The following is an 18478-nucleotide window of genomic DNA, read 5'->3' on the forward strand; positions in this document are numbered from 1 at the left end:
ATTTATCCTTAAATCTTCATCAATTCTTCTTCTTTTTGTTTGGCTATGTGGTCTATATCCGCTATGGCTTTATCGGTTATCTTCTGAATTTTACCTTCCGCGTTTTTTAATTCATCTTCTGATACTTCTTTATTTTTTTCTTTTTCTTTTGCTTTCTCATTGGCATCACGACGTATGTTTCTGACATCTACCTTTGTTTCTTCCGCCATCTTTTTTACTTTTTTTACCATATCTTTTCTTGTCTCTTCCGTCAGCTCGGGAAACCTTACTTTAAGCGAGTCGCCGGTATTGGTAACAGAGACTCCAAGGTTTGATGATATAACAGCTTTTTCAATTTCAGACAAAGCGCCTTTGTCCCACGGTTTAATATCTATTGTCTTAGCTTCTATTACAGCCATGCTTGCCACCTGATTGATGGGCATTTCATTTCCGTAATAGGGAACCTTTATGCCGTCAAGTACGGAAGTACTTGCCCTTCCCGTCCTTAATGACCCAAGTTCCTTGACAAAATGTTCTGTGGTTTTTTTCATTTTGCCTTCGCAGTCCGCAAATATATTGTTCATATTGCCCTCCTTAGCTAATGGTTGTGCCTATGTTTTTCTTCTGCACAACTTTCTTTACATTCCCCTTTTCTTTCATATTAAATATAACCAGCGGTATATTATTTTCCATGCAAAGCGATATCGCCGTGGAATCTATTACCTTTAAATTTTTGCTTAACACATCCATATATTTTAAAGCAGTATAGCGTTTGGCATTTTTATCCGTCATGGGGTCTCCGCTGTAAACGCCGGAAACCTTTGTGGCTTTTAAAAAAACTTCCGCGCCTATTTCAATCCCCCTTAAAGCCGCCGCGGTATCTGTTGTAAAATAGGGGTTTCCCGTGCCTCCCGCAAAGATAACCACCCGCCCTTTTTCAAGGTGTCTCATAGCCCTTCTTCTGATATATGGTTCCGCTATCTGTTTCATTTCAATTGCCGTTAAAACCCTTGTCTGAACGCCCATGTGCTCTAAAATATCCTGCACAGCCATTGCGTTTATAATTGTGGCAAGCATTCCCATATAATCGCCTACCACCCTGTCTATTTTTATCTTGCCCCGGCCTCCGCGGAAAATATTTCCCCCGCCTATTACCACACCTATCTGAACGCCCATTTTCTGAACTTCTTTTATCTCTGAAGCAATTCTATAAATTGTTTCATAGTCAATTCCGCTGCTTTTGTCCCCGGCTAAAGCTTCGCCGCTTATTTTCAGCATAATACGTTTATAATTTTTACCGCCAGATTTTGCTTTTTTAGCCATCAGAGTCTCCGCCTTTTATCAGGATACCGCTATAATTTCATTAATTTAAGCCCTTAAAATACTATCCCCTCCCCAGGTTAGTGAGGAGGGGAATTGTTTAATTATTATAAAACATCCGCCTGTAAATCACAATGAAATATTAAGGTTTCGCCTGTGTTAAACGTTCTCTCCAAGTACAAACCTGGCAAACCTTTTAACAGAGATATTTTCCCCTATTTTGGCAATCTTTTCCTTAATAAGCGTATCAATATTTTTGGTGTCGTCTTTTACAAAAAGCTGTTCCACCAAACACACTTCGCTGAAATACTTGTCAAGTTTTCCAAGCACAATTTTTTCAATGATATTTGCCGGCTTTTTTGTTTCTGCCATCTGTGCCGTGTATATTTCTTTTTCTTTTTCAATTATTTCAAGCGGGACTTCTTCACGCCTTACATAAAGCGGATTCATTGCCGCTATCTGCATGGCTATGTCCTTGCAAAGTTCTTTGAAATCCTCTGTCCTTGCTACAAAATCTGTTTCACAGTTTAATTCAAGAAGCACTCCCACTTTTCCTTCGCCGTGAATATAGCTGAAAATAAGCCCCTGGTTCGCGGACTTTCCCGCCCTTTTACCGGCAGATGCAATTCCTTTTTCGCGCAGCCACTCGCCTGCTTTTTCAATGTCGCCTTCGCACTCCATAAGAGCCTTCCGGCAGTCGCCTATTCCGGCGCCTGTTTTTTCCCTTAATTCTTTTACCAGTTCAGTTGTCACTTCTGCCATTTTATCTCACCTTTTTTTATAGTTTGGATCTTACTTTGTGCCTTCCGGCTTATCTTTAAATACTTCCGCGTAATTTGTATTATCAGCTGCCGCAGCCGCAACTTCTGCCGCGTTTTCCATTCCTTCAACAGACTGTTCTTTTGTCTTTTCCGATTCTTCTTTCTGCATTGCCACTTCTTTTTCTTTTTCCATGGCCACTTTTTCTTCAATAATTGTATCAGCCATTATCTTGCACATAAGCCTTACAGCCCTTATTGCGTCGTCATTACCGGGGATTATTTTGTCAATTCCATCAGGATCGCAGTTTGTATCAACAACAGCCACTACCGGAACTCCAAGCCTGTTGCCTTCACGTACGGCGTTTTCTTCCCTTTTTACGTCTATGATGAAAAGCGCTCCGGGAATTTCGTTCATGTCCTTTAAGCCGCCAAGGTTATTCTGCAGCTTTTTCATTTCCTTAAGCATATTCATTTTTTCTTTTACCGGATAGCGGTTGATGTAGCCGGTTGCTTCCATATCTTCAAGCTGTTTTAAACGGGCTACCCTGGTTTTTATTGTGGTGAAGTTGGTAAGAATTCCGCCAAGCCAGCGTGTTGCAATGTAAGGCATTCCGCAGCGTATGGCTTCTTCTTTGATGGCGTCTTTGGCCTGTTTTTTGGTGCCGACAAATATGACTTTTTCGCCGTTCCTGACAATGGTCCTTAAGTACTGTGAAGCTTCCTTGGTGTACTTTAAGGTCTTCTGAAGGTCAATGATGTAAATCCCGTTCCTTGCGGCAAAGATGTAAGGTTTCATCTTTGGGTTCCATCTTTTGGTCTGGTGTCCGAAATGGACCCCTGATTCAAGCAGGGCTTTCATGGTAATCTGTGGCATAGTATTCCTCCGTACCGGTTTTTTCGCCTCTGTTTTCATCAGCTCCCGCAGCACCCTTATGATAAAGGGACCAGCCGCAAAATCCGAAAACATGCGTTTTTTAAAAGCCTGACAATAATATCAGACTTAAGTCCTTAAATCAAGCACAATTTCCTTTTTTAACCTTACTTTTCATTCCTGTGAACGGAATTCATGGTGAACGCCGGCAGGCATACGGAAAAATACTCCGCGCCTTTAGGGGTGGAATACTGCACCCACGTATCTTTTGTCATAATCACAGACTGCCCCGCTTTAATATCCGCTGTCTTGGTTTTTGTTTTTACACGCAGAAAACCTTTAATAACGGTAATGTACTCGTCAAAATCAGGGGTCTGCCCCGGCTCGCTCCAGCCTGAAAGGCTTTTCATGCGCGCTATACTTATTTCTTTTATCCCGTTATTCTCCATGCCAATAAATTCTTCTATCTTTTTCGGAGGCTTTCCCGCAGTCTTCATAACTTTTGCTTTTTTAATTATTTCCATTATTACCTCCGTTTTTTTATTTAAAAATAAACTGATACCACTTACGCCATAATTGCCAATACACAAACCGCCGTCAGTAATTTGGATTATTTCCCCTTAACAAAAATTATCAAAAAAAACACGCGGGTTTTATACAATAAGTATGCCCGCGCCTGATAAAAAACTAAATGTCGTACTTAAACAGTGTCTTTAATCCGTTATATAAAAGCACGTTAGCATAAGGCTTAACCACAGTTTTAATGGGTTCTATAAACCACGGATGTTTAAGCATGTACCTGTAATCATCCGGTTCTTCCTGCCCTATGATATTTTTTATTTTACCCGCGGAAACCGGGATACTTACCACATATACCTTGCTTTCTTTTATCTTCATGGACGTAAGGTAAGGATACGCGTCATTTAACAGGGCTAAGTGTTTTCCGTCAGTCACTTCAAGTTTTAAATATAACTCCTCGTCCAGGTGCTGCGTGCGTCCGGCGTATTTTATTCTGCTTACCCTTACTTCTTCTCTTACCTCTTTAACACCAAAATATTTTTTTATGGATTTCGCGAAACCTGTGGTCATAAGGATGTCTTTTTTTAGTTTTAATAACCTGTTAAACAGCGCCGGCCTGTCCTGTTCGCGCGCGGACTGTTCTGTAAGTATTATCAGTTTTTCCCTGTATTTTGTCTCTACAGGCGTAAGGTATGCGGGAATACCCGCCATTAAAAGGTACTGATGAAGGTACTCTTCACCTTCTGTATTTGCGGCCCTTATTACCGGCACCGCGAATATTTTGCTGAACCCCGACAGCCTGTCTATTTTTTCCGTGGATTCAATTAACGCAGTTACAAGCGGACGCATGGTTTTCTGCGGTATTATTCCCGCGCAGAATATTATAATTTCATCCGCACCGCCCAGAAGCGACTGGTATGCCTGTTCCGTGAATATTTTTTCATCGCACATATAAATGTCAAACCACGCTTTTTTAACTTTTTCAGGAGCAAGCTGTTTTATATATGTAAATAACATGGACCCGTGAACGGGCATAAACCTTGTTGTCTTTGGATCCCTGCTTTCCGTTCCCACTGCAATTTCATCAAACAGCGGCACAAGCCTTTCAAGGTCATAGCCGTTTTTGTGAAAATCCTGGTACCAATTTGGCAGTTTTAGAATAAGCTTAACTTTGCTGTTTATTTTTTTAGAAGGTTCTATTATATATTTTTTCGCGGCGTCCGCGATAATTCTGCACCTGTATTCCGGCCATTCCCTGGCGCCCTTTGCCTTTACGCAGGCAGGGCATTTACACACCGTAAAAAACCAGTCATCTATTATAATTTCATTAAAGATTGATGCCGTGGTTTCAAATATTTTTTTAAGGTTTTTTAACGCTGTTTTATCCGTATAGCAGCTTGCTGCAGACGGGCTTTCGTTGTATTTGGCAAGGTCAGACAGGTGCGTGGTGGTAACGCACCCTGATACCGCGTACCCTTCTTTTTCAAGGTCTTTTTTTACCTGCTTTAAAAGCGCGGTATCCACGCTATAACCGTCCCTGTATGACTCTATATAAAAACGCCTGATGTTAAGGTTATCAAATATTTTTATAAATTTTTTTATTTCAGGCCCGTAATCGCGCACGTCAAAAGCCGTGAAAATAAGAGAGTATGAGAAATTTTTTGGCGTAGTTTTCTTTCCGGGTATCGGCGTATAGTCAGTTATAATCGGGTCCTTGGGAACCGACAGCGGCCACTTTCCAAGCGGCCTGTGTTTTTTCGCGGGGTAACTTAATGCCTCAATAAATTCAAGAGGTAATTCTTTTTTAGTGGTTTCCTTCATTTTTGCTCCTATTCACAGCAAGTTCATTATACACCCGCGGGGCAAAAGTGACAATAGCTTAGAATTTTATAATCGCATCAGTTTCACAGCGCAAAACCTGCGTTCCGGCAGCATTAAACCGAATGAATGGGTGTATTTATTAATATTATTCTATTTAAATACAGACTTGGGAAGGTTTTTCTTAAGTTCGCTTATAATTAATTGTGCCTGGCTTATATTCAAATTATCAGCCAGGACATCCTGTTTGCTGTTATGTTCAACCGTAATTTCTATGTTGTTTTCTGTTTTAGCGGCTGTTATTACTTTTTTTATACTGTGCCTTTCAGCAGAAAAATACATAATATCCGTTAAAAATACCGGATACACCCCAATTATTCTTTCTTTGTATATTGTTATTTTTATTGTCCGGCCGGGTTTAAAGATATATGACGGCCTGAATTTTCTATTTACAATAAACTGCGTGCCGTGCGGAACTTTTTGGGCCAAAATGGTATTGTTATTCTTCATCCGCTGCGCTTGATGCTTTTTTATTGTCAATTATTTTCTTTATTCTCTGTTTTGTCTTTCTTTCATCCCTTTCTATTTCATTAAGCTGGGCCCTGTAGAACGGTTCAAGTTCTTCCATGCGTTTGATATATTCTTTCTGTTCGGCGCTCATTTTTCCGCTTAACTTCCGGCTGGATTTCATAATCTTTAAATTATCTATTCTTTCCAGCCTGCGTTCAAGCCTGTATTTTTTTATTTTGCCGTCCCTGCGCAGCTGCCTTACATGTTCTATTTTGCCGCGCATATCCTTTATTTCACTGTACCTTTTTACAAAATTGCGGCTTAATTTTTTGGCTTTTTCGGGTTTGCGTAATTTCTTGGTTATAACCGTTTCTTTATCCTTATCCAGTATTATGCTGTGCAGTTCGTTTCCGTCCATGTCATATCCCGTTACTGATACAGCACCGTCAAAAACCGCAACTTTATCATCATCCCCTGCCGTAACAACAAATTCAGTGCCTTTTACGGCGGCCATTGCCATTTTGGTTTTTACGGAAAATTCCTCTTCACGCGTCAGTTTTTTTACAACCGATAACAGGCTTCCTTTTATAAGATCAAGTATGGTTTTATTTGCCTTGCCCCTCTTTAAAAGTTTAATGGTCAGTTTGCTGTTTGGGTCAAGTTTTATGATTGTGGCGTCGTCAAATATAATTTCCAGTTTTGACTGTATTTCCGTGTATACAGTGTCCCCTTCATAAAGCGGAATAAAGATGTCTTTTATTGTTTCCGCGTAGCTTTCGCCCTTTCTTTTTACCTGGCATTCGCCTTCAATATCATTGATATATGCCGCGGCGTTATCGGGAAAAAGCGATTCCTGCACGGCAGAAGGCACGGGAGTTTTTTTCTTTGAAACAGCAGGGGCGGTTTTACCCGCGGCGAAAAGTGATGATACCAAAAATATACCCATAAAAATCAATACGGCTGTTTTTTTCATATGACACCTCTTTATTATATTTCAGAAGACTTCAATAATAGACGCAATATCAGCCTTTTTTGTTTACCTGAAAAACAGAAAGCCTTCCTTTTTCCCCGCCTGTGCCGTGAAAATTAACAAATACAATATTCTGTACTTTAGGGAAACATTTTTTCACCGCGGCAGCCGCTTTTACCGGAGTATTGCCTTTCACATACACCGGCACCACTCCGTGATACATAGCCAGCTTATAAAACAGATTCTTATCATCAGTAACCGCGGCAATCATATTTTTGGGCCTGTAATCAGAAACATACCTTATATCATTCAGCCCGCAGGCGCATACCGATATCACGCTGTTCTTTAAAACCCTTCCGCTTAAAGCGGCGCCGTAAGAAATTACATTTTCACAGTCATGGTCGGTTTCTATAAAAACCGGCATACTGTCAGACTTTTCAATATTTTCTTCCGCTTTTTGTAAAATATCCGACATTACTGTCACGCTTTTTTCCGGATACCTTCCCATTGATGTTTCCCCTGAAAGCATAACCGCATCCGCGCCGTCCACAACCGCGTTATAAACATCGGTTATTTCCGCCCGGCCGGGATATGGGTTGTTTATCATGCTTTCAAGCATCTGCGTGGCCACTATAACTATTTTGCCGGCGCTGTTAGCCGCTTTTATAAGTTTTTTCTGATACTCCGGAATATTGGCATAGCCGGCTTCCACGGCAAGGTCGCCGCGCGCCACCATTATGCCATCCGCTTCCGCAAGTATTGCTTTTATATCCTTAACCGCTTCCGGTTTTTCTATTTTGGCTATTATAAGCGGGGTGTTTTTTGTATTTAATTTTTTAATTATTTTTTTCATTTCCACAAGGTCTGCCGCGCGCCTTACAAATGACAGGCACACTATATCAACACTGTTTTTAAGCCCGAATTCAAGGTCCTGCCTGTCCTTTTTACTCATTGAACTTATGGGAAGTATTATCCCCGGAAGATTTACGCCTTTTCTTCCCGCCACATCGCCTCCCGCCGTGACACAGCACAGAATTTCTTTTTTTTCAATATCCACGGAAACAACTTTAATCTGAACCATCCCGTCGTTAATAAGAATTTCACTGCCTTTTTTTACGTATTTATATAATATCGGTACATCTATGGGAATAATTTTAATATCGGCGCCCGCGTTAAATTTACCGGCGCAGGAAATAATCACCTTTTCATTTTTTTTAAGGGTTACAGGCGCGGGTATTTTTCCAACCCTTATTTTTGGACCCTGCAGGTCCTGCATTATCGCCGCAGTATGCCCCAAAGCACGCACTTTTTTAATGGATGCGATTATGCCGCCAAAAAAAGCGTAATTGCCGTGTGAAAAATTAAGCCTGAATACGTTTACCCCGTTTTTTGCCAGCTGAAGTATTTTCGAACTGCCCGCTGTAGCAGGGCCTAATGTCGCCACTATCTTTGTTTTTTTCATTTTGTATTTTCCATTATCCATTTTATATAGTTTGAATTCCCGTTTTTAATCTCAACACATGCCACTTCCGGCACTTCATATGAATGCAATTCTTTTACCCTTTCTGTTATTTCCGGCACAAGCGCTTCTTTTGTAGAAATCATCATCAGTTTTTCTTCGGCTTTTTCTATAGTCCCGTTCCACCAGTACGAAGACTTAACCCCCTGAATGACGCTTACGCATGCGGCAAGTTTTTCATTAAGCAGCGCTTCTTCTATTTTATCCACATCTTCCTGCCTGTCCGCAGTAATATAAACAAAACAAGGTTTATCCTGCATATCATTACCTCCCCCAAAAAATTTTCTGCATACCATGTTTAAAGTATAACACAACATAAAACGGTTACAAGTTCAAGGTTAAAGCCCGTTTAATTAACCACCCTGTCCCTGCCCGCTTTCTTTGCTTTATAAACATTATCATCCGCCTGTTTTATCTTTGCGCTAATTGCGTTAAGCCCTGAATCTGAATACGCCACACCTATACTAAGTGTTGCTTTTATTGATTTGCCCTTATAATTAAAGACAGCTTTTTTTACGTTTTTTCTTATCTTCTCGGCCCTGGTTTGTGCCTCTGCCGCGGTTTTATCCCTTAAAAAAACTATTATCTCTTCGCCGCCATACCGGCAGACAATGCCTTCCGGCAGCGCGGTTTCCCGGATTATAGACGCCACCCTGTTTAACACAACATCCCCGGCCGCGTGGCCATAAGTGTCATTTATTTTTTTAAAGTGGTCAATGTCTATCATCATCACCGCAAGTTTATTTCCTATTTTTGCGTCCGCCACACCGCTTACTATTCCTTCCATATACTGCCTGTTATAAATCTTAAGCAGCGGATCGTAGTTGGCCATATGAAACAGGCAGCTTATCCAGTGCGCAAGCATTCCAAGAAATAAGATAATTCCCATGACCGGCGCCAGCATAAGTGTTTTTTCATAAGGGTCAGCGTGCATGTTCAGATAAAAAACAGTAACCGCCAGGCTTACTATTACGCTTCCAAAATTATGTTCTTCTTCTATTGTCAATATGGAAAAAATCATTGTTAAAACAAGCACCAGAAGGTTAAAGGTATTAAAATATGAATCGCTGTCCTTTTCAAACGCCGGAAAAACATTAAGAAGAAAGACATACGCGGCAATATTGAAAACAAAAATCGAAACAGCCCACGCCCTGCCCGCTGCAAATCCCGTGGTGGCAGTGGCAAGTATCACAAGCAGAAGGTTTAACGCCAGCAGAAGCAGCATTATCTTTATGCCAAACCCTTCCGGCAGTAATTGAGCCTTCTGATAAAGATCAAGCGAAATATCCATAACCTTAATCCCGCTAAAAGGCCTGTTATATACCAGAAAAAGGTTTATAAAAAAGGATGAGAGTACCGCGCCGGACAGCAACATCTTGAATTTGTATATTCTTGGGTAGGAAAATAAAGCCGTAAATATTATAACCGCGCCTGTCAGAATAAGCACAACGTTATAATTCAAGGAATTAAAATAACCTGACATCTGATTCTGATAAAGATAATACGCGGAATGGAAAACCGCAAGCATAAGAAGTGTTCCTATTACAAATTCAGCCCTGTATTTTTTAAATGTATCTTCGTGTTTTTGGTTCATTTTTCTCTCCGCATCATATTCAGACAAAATACAACAAATCATTAAAATATGCAAGCGACGTAAAAGAACGAGGGACGGAGGGACAGATGCACGGACGCACGGATGCACGGTTAGATCGAAACCGCAGGCTAAAATCCCTGTTAAAGGCAGCATTTAGGAAGTTTGAAAACTTATATTAACGCCGTTAAAAGACAAATATTTTATGAGGCAAATATTACTATTTTACCTTACACACGTATAATCTTGCGGTGGCGAACCTGTTAGTCCACGGAAGAAACAGCGCAAGTATGTTCCCCTTTATTTCTTTTTCTATAACAAAACTTTCTTCAAGCACTTTTCTGAATTGTTTCTGCGTCCAGCACCTTACATGTGACGGGTCAGTTAACAGCATACCCGGATGTATGATGCCTGATAACAGCTGCATTGGATGATACATATCATCATATACAACAAGCATTTTCCCGTTCTTTTTAAGAATTTTTGGTACAGCTTTAAACCACTGCCGCCTTACTTCATCTTCCAGATGCTCTATCAGATTCACGCACGTTATAACAGAATATTTATTTTTATCTGTTATAAGGCTTTTTATTGTTTTATTCATGAACTTTATTTTGGGATAATTTTTTTTTGCAAATGCAATGGCGCTTTTATTTACATCAACACCGGTTGCTCCAAGAAATGAAGTTATATAGCCAATACCGCATCCAAAATCCAGAATGTCCTTTGATTCTCCCGCTTCTTTTTTCAGGGTGCTGTATATGGACATGGTATTCAAATCGCGCTTCATAACAACAGAGTAGTTTTTGTAATAATTTATTCCCTTATGAAAAGGGGAAAACAACAGCCTGAAACGGCGCATAAGTGTCATATTTCTATTATATCCTCCTTAATTTATCCCTGCAAAACAGCCTGCAAACACATTCTTAAGTTCCCTATAAGTACTTAATAATAACACATTAACAACAGCTTTTCCCGCATGCTTTATCCCGTAAACCCGCTTCAGCCGCCCTTCCGACCCCTCAGTTTTACCGGTGTTGGATATATTTTTTCATCACGCGCCGCAATTAAGGCGGATTGGAAGAACTGAGGTTTGATAGATGCGGTTTTTTAGTCTGCGCGTAGTAGTGAATTATTTATATTCTACTGCCGCGCCTTAAAAGGCGCGCCTACCGGAACAAAACCAATTCCAAAACAAAAACAACTGCCGCGGGCTAAAGACCCGCGTCTACCAAATACAAACCGTCCCTCCGTCCCTCCGTCCCTCCGTCCCTCCGTCCTTCCGTCCCTCCGTCCTTCCGTCCCTCCGTCCCTCCGTCCCTCCGTCCCTCTGTCCCTCTGTCCCTCTGTCCCTCTGTCCCTCCATTTCTTTACTTTCCTTATAATAATATGATATTGACGCTTTATGGGTTTACTGTTAAAATAACTAAAATTTTGAATCCCGGAGGACAATTGTGAATAAATACACCGCAAAACTTATAACAGTTTTAATACTTTCAGCTTTTATTTCCGTTATCGCAGGCGGAAGCACCAAGCTGACCAAAAGCGAACTTAAAGCCCGCGGCCTTCTGTGCAGTTTCGAAAAAACACAGTCAGACACCACCCTTGGGGAATTTTTATGGGAAACTTACGGTTATGTAAAACTTGAACAGTTTAAAAAGCACGCCACAAAAGGAAAATACAGCGCCAAAACCACTTTTTCAGTCCCTGCTGATTTTCTTACGGAAAGGGAGCTTAAAAAAACCGCATCATGGATTTCACCCTTAATTATAAGCATAAACACCCTTACAAAACTTAAGGTCACCGACTGGTCACAGTACAAAAAACTTGGCGTTGATATTTATAACAACGAAGAAAAAAAATATGATTTTTACATAAAGTTAAACGACGCTGCAGGCCGCGAGTATCTGGCTTTAAGGCCCGTTGTCAAAGGTAAAAATAAACTTGAAATAGTAATAGAAGATGTTGTCAACAAAAGGATAGATATTGCCAACATAGTTTCCGTCACCCTTTATCTTGATACCAAAGCGGAACCGCAGGACGTTGTCCTTTACATAGACAATCTAAGGCTGATTCCATAAAAATTATGCACATACACTTTAAAACCATTACCGAACTTTTAAGGGTAAAACAATGGATTAAAAATCTGCTTCTTTTCGCCGCTCTGGTCTTTACAGGAAACATCCTTAACCTTCCTTTATTCCTGAAAGTCCTTACCGGTTTTTTTCTTTTTTGTTTTGCAGCAAGCTCGCTTTATATCATAAACGACCTTAAAGACGCAAAAGAAGACCGGCTGCACCCTCTTAAAAAAAACAGGCCCATTGCTTCAGGCACTATAGACAGTGTTTTTGCCGTCACGCTTTCCTGCCTGCTGTTTGTAATTTCTCTTACGGGCGCTTTTTTCCTTAATTTTAACTTTTTTATTGTGCTTCTTTCATACATAATAATGACAATGCTTTATACATATTATCTGAAACACATCGTTATCCTTGACGTACTGGAAGTGGCGGCGGGATTTGTTTTAAGGCCTGTTGCCGGCGCTTTTATAATAGACGCTGTAATTTCCCCCTGGCTTTTAGTATGCACCACTTTGCTGGCGCTTTTTGTCATCCTCTCCAAAAGAAGGCACGAATTGTTAACTTTAAATGACGCTTCCAAACACAGAAAAACCCTGGCGGAATATTCGCCGGAATTGCTTAATGAAATGATGTCAATTGTCACTTCTTCCACCCTTATTGCTTACTGCCTTTATACATTTTCTTCCACTACCTCATCTAACCATCATTATATGATGTTCACCATCCCGTTTGTACTTTACGGTATTTTCAGATATCTGTATCTTATGCACAAAAAAAATCTTGGCGGGGCCCCCGAACTTATTTTTTTAAAAGACATTCCTATGATAATAGATATCTCCCTTTGGGTTATTACCTCTGCCATAATTATCACTTTCTTTAAATGATACTGGCCGTTTCCTTAAACACCACGCAGGATATTTCTGCATCCATACCCCGTTATGAAAGCGGCATCGTCCTTCGCACCGCTGAAATAACATCATATCCCGGAGGAAAAGCGCTGAATGCAGCCAGGGCATTATCAATTCTTGGCGCAAAAACGCTTTTAACAGGGCTGTGCGGTACTGAAAGTTTGCAGATAACAGAGTCTTTCTGCGCTGCATACGGTGTTAAAACAGATATGACACAGGCCGCAGGGGCAAACAGGATATGCCTGATAATAAACGAAACAGAAGAACACTCCGAAACTGTTATAAACAGCGAATCTTCTTTTAAAACACCCGGAAAAACAGCGGGGCTTGTCCTGACTAAAATACAGCAGAATTCAAAAAAATCATCATACGTACTTTTTTCAGGAAGCCTTCCAAAAGAATTTCCGGCGGATTTTTATGTCAAAGCCATCGAAAAAACATCAGATAAAAAAAAGGTAATGATAGATACTTCCGGCCGTTTTTTATTTCACGCCATTAAGGCAGGCCCGGGTATTGTAAAAATAAATTTAAAGGAACTTGAAGACGCCTTTTCGGTAAATTTAAAAAGCATGTCAAAACTTGAAAAATTCGCTTCGCTGTTATCCACCAAGTACGGAATATGGCTTTTTATAGTTACCCTTGGGGAAAGCGGGGCAATGATATACAGCAGCGGGAAACACACCTATCACCCGCCGTGCGTGGTAAAAAATATCGTTTCTCCGGTAGGGTCAGGCGACGCTTTTTCAGCCGGACTTTTATACGGCCTTTCAAATAAAATGAGTATAGCGCAGTCAGCCAAATGGGCAAATGCCTCGGCCGCAGCCAACCTTTCGTCAAAAGGCGCCTGCTTTTTCACCAAAGAAGATGTATTAAAATACCTTTAAAAAAACCACCCGTGTTTTTGATAATAAAAAAGGCCTTCCCGATTTGGGAAGGCCTTATAATTTATTAAATCAGCTGTTCTTTTATTGCCTTTTGCTGACTTTTATTTCAATGTAATTTTCCACTCCCCTGTTTACCGTATACGCTACGGCTTTTTCTTTTATGAAAGTGGCTTCCACGCTTATTATGTAAGCTCCTAACGTAAGCTTGTTAAACTTAAAGTATCCGGAGCTGTCAGTTTTAACTTCAACTATTCTATTATTATGTTTGCTTATAGCCTTTACTTTTACGGAAGCCACAGGCTGGCCTGACATTGTCACTTTTCCCCTTAAATCCTCGCTTAAAAGCGAAGGGGTGGCAGTTGCTGCCGGAGTGGGTTTTCTTGTGGGCTTTTTTGTGGGCACTTTTGTATAAGTGTTTGTAGGCGTAAAAGTAGCCGTATATGTGGGAGTATTCGTAAAAGTATGGGTAACTGTGGCCTTGGGAGTGTTTGTGCTTGTTGATGTGGGCACGTGGGTTGCCGTAGGCCTGATTTTTCTTATTTCCAGATAATATGGCCATCCGTCAATATCAACTTCTGCCACAATTTCGTTAACTTCCGGATCTACTACAGCTATCTTTCCGGTTGCGCTTCCCTTGTCATATCCGGCTATGTAAATCTTATTTCCTGATGATGTCTTGCCGTATGCCGCGTCATATACCACATAATCCAGCCCCATTGACGCGGGTTTTTCAAACCTTTTTGTTTCAAATACATCCACACCGTTCATTACGGATACATATATCATCCCGTTGTGGTATGCCACACCCCTTGGTGTATCAGAGGTGATAACTTCATTTGTAACTTTGTCGTTTCTTACATCAATTACTGAAATACTTGCCAGCCCTTCATTGGAAACGTAAAGGTTCGGGTATTTTAATTCCATACCCCACGGGTCAGCCCCGGTTTCAATTGTTTTAATATGTTTATTTGTCGCGGTATTTATAACAGCCACACCCGCGTTTCCGCCAAGCGCCACATATACCTTCTGGTCATCATCAGTTATCGCCACAGCCCTTGGTGAACCCGGCATCTGAATGGGATCCATAATTACTTCCATTTTTTCAAGGTCCACAACGGATACGTTATTGGATTTGCTGTTGCCAACATAGGCGTATTTTCCGCTGTTGGTTATTTCAAAAGTAAGCGGCATGTATCCCACATTTACAAAATCATCGTCTATCCTGTGATTTTTTGTGACAATCCTGTAAAGGGAATTATTCTCTGAACTTAAAAAATACAGGTATTTGTTATCCGGTGAAAGTTTAAGGTCTTTTACGGAAAAAGGCGCCTTTATTTCCCCAATCACTTTATTTACCGCGGTGTCAAAAACTGATATTTTCTTAAACTGGCTGTTGGAAATGTACAAGTAAGGGGCCGCAAACGCGGCTGACGCAAACGCAAGCAGCATAACTGCCATAATGATTTTTTTCATTTTAATCCTCCTGAATTTGTTTATTTAATATAACACGCATAAATAAAAGTTCCAATAAAAAATTCTATATTCATATTTATAGGACGTATTAAAACCGCTTTTGTATTACATCACTCCCTGTATTTATTGGTAATAGGCATCCTTCTGTCCCTGCCGAACGACTTGGGCGTGATTTTAACCCCGGGCGGCGCCTGCCTTCTTTTATATTCCGCAAGGTCTATCATTCTTAAAACTTTTTTCAGTATCTGCTGGTCATATTTATTTTTAAGTTCTACATACGTCATGTCATTTTCCACATAATCCTTTATTATGCTGTCAAGCACCGGATAAGGCGGCAGTGTGTCCTGGTCTTTCTGGTTAAATTTAAGCTCCGCGGTTGGCGCCTTTTTAATAATATTTGCGGGTATAACTTCCCTGCCATTCTTCTTATTTATATGGCGGCATAAATCATATACTATTGTTTTAGGCACATCTTTTATAACCGCAAAACCGCCTGCCATATCCCCGTAAAGCGTGGCATAACCCGTGCTCATTTCACTTTTGTTGCCGGTAGTAAGCACAAGCGCGTGGAATTTGTTGGACATAGCCATTACTATATTTCCCCTTATCCTGGCCTGCAGGTTCTCTTCAGTTATATCCGGCTGCATTCCAACAAACAGCCCCTGCAGTTTCTTATTATAAAGGTCCGCAATATCCTGAATTGCCAGCACCTGAAGCTTTATCCCAATATTTTCAGCCATTGCTTTTGCATCCGTTAATGACTCTTGTGAGGAATACTTTGTGGGCAGAAATATAAGCGTTACATTTTCTTTTCCGGCGGCTTCCGCGGCTATAAGAGACACAATTGCCGAATCAATGCCCCCGCTTAAAGCCACTATTACTTTTTTAAACCCGTTCTTTCTTATATAATCCTTTGTTCCTGTCACAAGCGCCCTGTAAATTTCCTCTTCCCTGGAAAGCCGGCTTTTTACGGCGCTATTTTTATCTTTCACGGCAGAATCTTTTTCACTGTAAAAATAAACCATATCTTCGTTGAACTGCGCGGCCTGCATTATAAGTTTCCCTTTTTTATCTATTACCAGGCTGTGCCCGTCAAAAACAAGTTCATCCTGGCCGCCGCACAGATTGGCATAGATTATTCCGGCTTTATAATTTTTTGCCATTTTGGAAAAAACACGCACCCTTTCCATTCCCTTGCCCATATGGTAAGGTGACGCACTTATGTTAATTATCCAGTCTGTTTTGCCTTTTGTTTTTTCCAGCACCGGGTTTTTATACCAGATATCCTCGCAGACGGTTACGGCAAAAGATATGCCGCGGACTTTAAAAATAAAATTTTTATTTCCGTGCCCAAAGTACCGTTTTTCATCAAACACCCCGTAATTGGGAAGCAGCGTTTTTCTATAAATGCCGGATATCTTGCCGTTTGAAACCACGGCGGCGGAATTATAATTTATACCGTCTTCGCGCTCTACAAACCCTATTACCGCAGTTATACCTTTTATTTTTCGCGCGGCAGCTTTCATGGCTTTTATATTGTCATTAATGAATTTCTTCTTTAAGAGCAGGTCTTCGGGCGGATATCCGGTGATTGTCAGTTCCGGAAATACGATTATTTCAGCGCCGTTATCCGCGGCTTCCTGAGCCTTTAACAGAATGGCGGATGTATTTTCCCTGATGTCCCCAACCGCTGTATTAAGCTGACAGATGCATATTTTAACCTTACTTTTGTTCATTGATTATCCTTTTAATCTCTCTCTTTAATATTTTTCCTGTGGCATTTCTTGGAATTTCAGCCCAGAATTCAAATTTATGCGGTACCTTAAAATTGGCAAGATGCGGTTTGCAGAACTTTCTAAGTTCCGCGTCAGTTGCTGCCGCGCCTTCTTTCAGCAGAATAACACCTATGGGTATTTCGCCGTGTATGTTGTCTTTTTTTGCCACTACTGCCGCATCAGCCACCGCCGGGTGGCTGTAAAGCACTTCTTCCACTTCTCTGGGGTACAGGTTCATCCCGTTAACAAGTATAAGGTCTTTTTTTCTGTCCATTATAAAAAGATACCCGTCCGTATCAAGCCTTCCTATATCTCCGGTAAACAGCCAGCCGTCTTTTAAGACTTCCGCTGTTTCCGTCTCCCTATTGTAATACCCTTTCATTATATTGGGGCCCTTTATCATTATTTCTCCGGCTGAACCCTGCGCAGCATCTTTTCCGTCTTCATCAACTATCCGCACTTCAACGCCGGGTATGGGTTTACCCACGGAACCGGCTTTTCTTGTATTATCAAAAGGGTTAACCGATACCACAGGGGACGCTTCAGACAAGCCATACCCTTCCATCAGGGGCACCCTGAATTTTTTTTCAAAGTTTTTTAATACCTCTCCCGCAAGCGGCGCAGCCCCGGAAATGCACAGCCTGATAGGGTTAAGCCACAGAAGCCAGCCCGGTATTTTTTTTCCCGACAGCACATTATAAACAGGAGGAATGGCTACAAATATGGATATCCTGTCTTTCATAATAGCTTTAATTATATTGCTGAACGGCTGTATTGATTTTATTATTGTCAGCCTGCAGTTTACGTACAGCGGGATAAGTACGCATACGGTAAATGAAAAAGCATGAAACATGGGAAGAAAAATTACAAATCTGTCGCTTGGTTTTATGTTAATGGCTTTAATTGACTGTTCCACATTGGAAACAAGGTTGCTGTGAGTCAGCATGGCGCCTTTGGGGTGCCCCGTTGTTCCGGATGTGTAAATAATAGCCGCGGTGTCCGTATCCTTTGGTGCAACAGGCGTAAAAGGTGTGTCTGACAGCACTTGCTGAAAATTTAAACATTTTATTTCATTTAGATTACCGGTGGAAATTATATGCTTTAAACAGTTTGCCCTTGATATGCTGAAATCCTTCAGCGCAGGATAAAAATCAGGGGATGTGATAAGCACCACCGCGTTTGAATCATTTAAGATGTATATTATTTCCTCAAGCCTTAAAAAGGTGTTAAGCGGAATTATTTCCGCGCCCAGATACTGGGCGGCAAAGTAGGAATAAATAAATTCAGGGCTGTTGTTAAGCAGCAGCGCCACCCTTTCGCCTTTTTTAACGCCAAGTTTTGACAAGCCGGATGCCAGTTCAATAACTTTTTTTCTTACGTCACCGAAACTTACGGGTTTTTTCTTATCTTCTATTAAAAATATTTTTTTTCCATTTTTTTCGGCAGCCTTTTCAAGCATGTCAATAAGGTTCACTTTTTAATACCTCCAAAAAAATCCTGAT

Annotated in this window: 18 protein-coding genes; 3 read left to right on the forward strand and 15 right to left on the reverse strand. The window is 40.9% G+C overall.

Features of this window, described 5'->3' with window-relative positions; all coding sequences use genetic code 11:
• Positions 1–8: 8 nt before the first annotated feature.
• From CVV21_08305 to CVV21_08360, 12 genes are all read right to left on the reverse strand, one after another.
• On the reverse strand, positions 9–563 hold the full coding sequence (locus CVV21_08305; protein PKL91206.1) for a ribosome recycling factor: 555 nt from the start codon (positions 561–563) through the stop codon (positions 9–11).
• 10 nt (positions 564–573) lie between these two features.
• The gene (locus tag CVV21_08310; GenBank protein ID PKL91207.1) at positions 574–1302 is read right to left on the reverse strand and encodes a UMP kinase; all 729 of its coding nucleotides are present in this window, start codon (positions 1300–1302) and stop codon (positions 574–576) included.
• Positions 1303–1458: 156 nt separating this feature from the next.
• Positions 1459–2061, reverse strand: coding sequence for a translation elongation factor Ts (tsf, locus tag CVV21_08315; protein PKL91208.1), 603 nt, complete (start codon positions 2059–2061; stop codon positions 1459–1461).
• Between the two features lie 30 nt (positions 2062–2091).
• Positions 2092–2934: a 30S ribosomal protein S2 gene (gene rpsB / locus CVV21_08320; GenBank protein PKL91209.1), complete on the reverse strand. Its 843-nt coding sequence runs from the start codon at positions 2932–2934 to the stop codon at positions 2092–2094.
• A gap of 164 nt (positions 2935–3098) precedes the next feature.
• On the reverse strand, positions 3099–3455 hold the full coding sequence (locus tag CVV21_08325) for a cupin (protein ID PKL91210.1): 357 nt from the start codon (positions 3453–3455) through the stop codon (positions 3099–3101).
• A 163-nt stretch (positions 3456–3618) separates the two neighbouring features.
• Positions 3619–5271, reverse strand: coding sequence for a hypothetical protein (locus CVV21_08330; GenBank protein ID PKL91211.1), 1653 nt, complete (start codon positions 5269–5271; stop codon positions 3619–3621).
• Positions 5272–5421: 150 nt separating this feature from the next.
• On the reverse strand, positions 5422–5778 hold the full coding sequence (locus tag CVV21_08335; protein ID PKL91212.1) for a hypothetical protein: 357 nt from the start codon (positions 5776–5778) through the stop codon (positions 5422–5424).
• A complete protein-coding gene (locus CVV21_08340; GenBank protein ID PKL91213.1) occupies positions 5768–6751 on the reverse strand; it encodes a hypothetical protein in 984 nt (327 codons plus the stop codon). Before CVV21_08340 ends, CVV21_08335 begins: the two co-directional genes overlap by 11 nt.
• A gap of 49 nt (positions 6752–6800) precedes the next feature.
• On the reverse strand, positions 6801–8231 hold the full coding sequence (pyk, locus tag CVV21_08345; protein PKL91214.1) for a pyruvate kinase: 1431 nt from the start codon (positions 8229–8231) through the stop codon (positions 6801–6803).
• Complete coding sequence (locus tag CVV21_08350) at positions 8207–8584, reverse strand: hypothetical protein (protein PKL91215.1); 378 nt, start codon at positions 8582–8584, stop codon at positions 8207–8209. Before CVV21_08350 ends, pyk begins: the two co-directional genes overlap by 25 nt.
• Positions 8585–8616: 32 nt before the next feature.
• Entirely contained in the window at positions 8617–10014 is a 1398-nt protein-coding gene (locus CVV21_08355) for a hypothetical protein (protein PKL91216.1), read from the reverse strand.
• A 64-nt stretch (positions 10015–10078) separates the two neighbouring features.
• A complete protein-coding gene (locus tag CVV21_08360; GenBank protein ID PKL91217.1) occupies positions 10079–10729 on the reverse strand; it encodes a hypothetical protein in 651 nt (216 codons plus the stop codon).
• Positions 10730–11312: 583 nt separating this feature from the next.
• Between CVV21_08360 and CVV21_08365 the strand changes: the two genes are divergently transcribed.
• From CVV21_08365 to CVV21_08375, 3 genes are read left to right on the forward strand one after another with little or no spacing between them, the layout of a single operon-like run.
• Entirely contained in the window at positions 11313–11939 is a 627-nt protein-coding gene (locus CVV21_08365) for a hypothetical protein (protein PKL91218.1), read from the forward strand.
• Between the two features lie 11 nt (positions 11940–11950).
• Positions 11951–12820: a decaprenyl-phosphate phosphoribosyltransferase gene (locus CVV21_08370; GenBank protein PKL91399.1), complete on the forward strand. Its 870-nt coding sequence runs from the start codon at positions 11951–11953 to the stop codon at positions 12818–12820.
• A complete protein-coding gene (locus tag CVV21_08375) occupies positions 12817–13728 on the forward strand; it encodes a hypothetical protein (protein ID PKL91219.1) in 912 nt (303 codons plus the stop codon). The genes CVV21_08370 and CVV21_08375 overlap by 4 nt, the downstream gene beginning before the upstream one ends.
• 81 nt (positions 13729–13809) lie before the next feature.
• On the opposite strand, the gene CVV21_08380 is transcribed toward CVV21_08375, so the two are convergent.
• From CVV21_08380 to CVV21_08390, 3 genes are all read right to left on the reverse strand, one after another.
• The gene (locus tag CVV21_08380; protein PKL91220.1) at positions 13810–15201 is read right to left on the reverse strand and encodes a hypothetical protein; all 1392 of its coding nucleotides are present in this window, start codon (positions 15199–15201) and stop codon (positions 13810–13812) included.
• Between the two features lie 110 nt (positions 15202–15311).
• On the reverse strand, positions 15312–16937 hold the full coding sequence (locus CVV21_08385; GenBank protein PKL91221.1) for an NAD+ synthase: 1626 nt from the start codon (positions 16935–16937) through the stop codon (positions 15312–15314).
• Positions 16924–18450 (reverse strand): long-chain fatty acid--CoA ligase, encoded by a 1527-nt coding sequence (locus tag CVV21_08390; GenBank protein ID PKL91222.1) that lies wholly within the window; start codon positions 18448–18450, stop codon positions 16924–16926. The genes CVV21_08385 and CVV21_08390 overlap by 14 nt, the downstream gene beginning before the upstream one ends.
• Positions 18451–18478: the final 28 nt, after the last annotated feature.

The sequence above is a fragment of the Candidatus Goldiibacteriota bacterium HGW-Goldbacteria-1 genome, from assembly GCA_002839855.1.
Lineage (GTDB): Bacteria > Oederibacteriota > PGYV01 > PGYV01 > PGYV01 > PGYV01.

What these genes read in the sequence shown, in the direction of transcription:
- CVV21_08355 (PKL91216.1), bottom strand. Translation starts at nt 10,014, where the DNA reads ATGCTGCCTTTAACAGGGATTTTAGCCTGCGGTTTCGATCTAACCGTG.
- CVV21_08360 (PKL91217.1), bottom strand. Translation starts at nt 10,729, where the DNA reads ATGACACTTATGCGCCGTTTCAGGCTGTTGTTTTCCCCTTTTCATAAG.
- CVV21_08330 (PKL91211.1), bottom strand. Translation starts at nt 5,271, where the DNA reads ATGAAGGAAACCACTAAAAAAGAATTACCTCTTGAATTTATTGAGGCA.
- CVV21_08375 (PKL91219.1), top strand. Translation starts at nt 12,817, where the DNA reads ATGATACTGGCCGTTTCCTTAAACACCACGCAGGATATTTCTGCATCC.
- CVV21_08305 (PKL91206.1), bottom strand. Translation starts at nt 563, where the DNA reads ATGAACAATATATTTGCGGACTGCGAAGGCAAAATGAAAAAAACCACA.
- CVV21_08380 (PKL91220.1), bottom strand. Translation starts at nt 15,201, where the DNA reads ATGAAAAAAATCATTATGGCAGTTATGCTGCTTGCGTTTGCGTCAGCC.
- pyk (PKL91214.1), bottom strand. Translation starts at nt 8,231, where the DNA reads ATGGATAATGGAAAATACAAAATGAAAAAAACAAAGATAGTGGCGACA.
- CVV21_08350 (PKL91215.1), bottom strand. Translation starts at nt 8,584, where the DNA reads ATGTTGTGTTATACTTTAAACATGGTATGCAGAAAATTTTTTGGGGGA.
- CVV21_08335 (PKL91212.1), bottom strand. Translation starts at nt 5,778, where the DNA reads ATGAAGAATAACAATACCATTTTGGCCCAAAAAGTTCCGCACGGCACG.
- CVV21_08310 (PKL91207.1), bottom strand. Translation starts at nt 1,302, where the DNA reads ATGGCTAAAAAAGCAAAATCTGGCGGTAAAAATTATAAACGTATTATG.
- CVV21_08385 (PKL91221.1), bottom strand. Translation starts at nt 16,937, where the DNA reads ATGAACAAAAGTAAGGTTAAAATATGCATCTGTCAGCTTAATACAGCG.
- CVV21_08340 (PKL91213.1), bottom strand. Translation starts at nt 6,751, where the DNA reads ATGAAAAAAACAGCCGTATTGATTTTTATGGGTATATTTTTGGTATCA.
- CVV21_08325 (PKL91210.1), bottom strand. Translation starts at nt 3,455, where the DNA reads ATGGAAATAATTAAAAAAGCAAAAGTTATGAAGACTGCGGGAAAGCCT.
- rpsB (PKL91209.1), bottom strand. Translation starts at nt 2,934, where the DNA reads ATGCCACAGATTACCATGAAAGCCCTGCTTGAATCAGGGGTCCATTTC.
- tsf (PKL91208.1), bottom strand. Translation starts at nt 2,061, where the DNA reads ATGGCAGAAGTGACAACTGAACTGGTAAAAGAATTAAGGGAAAAAACA.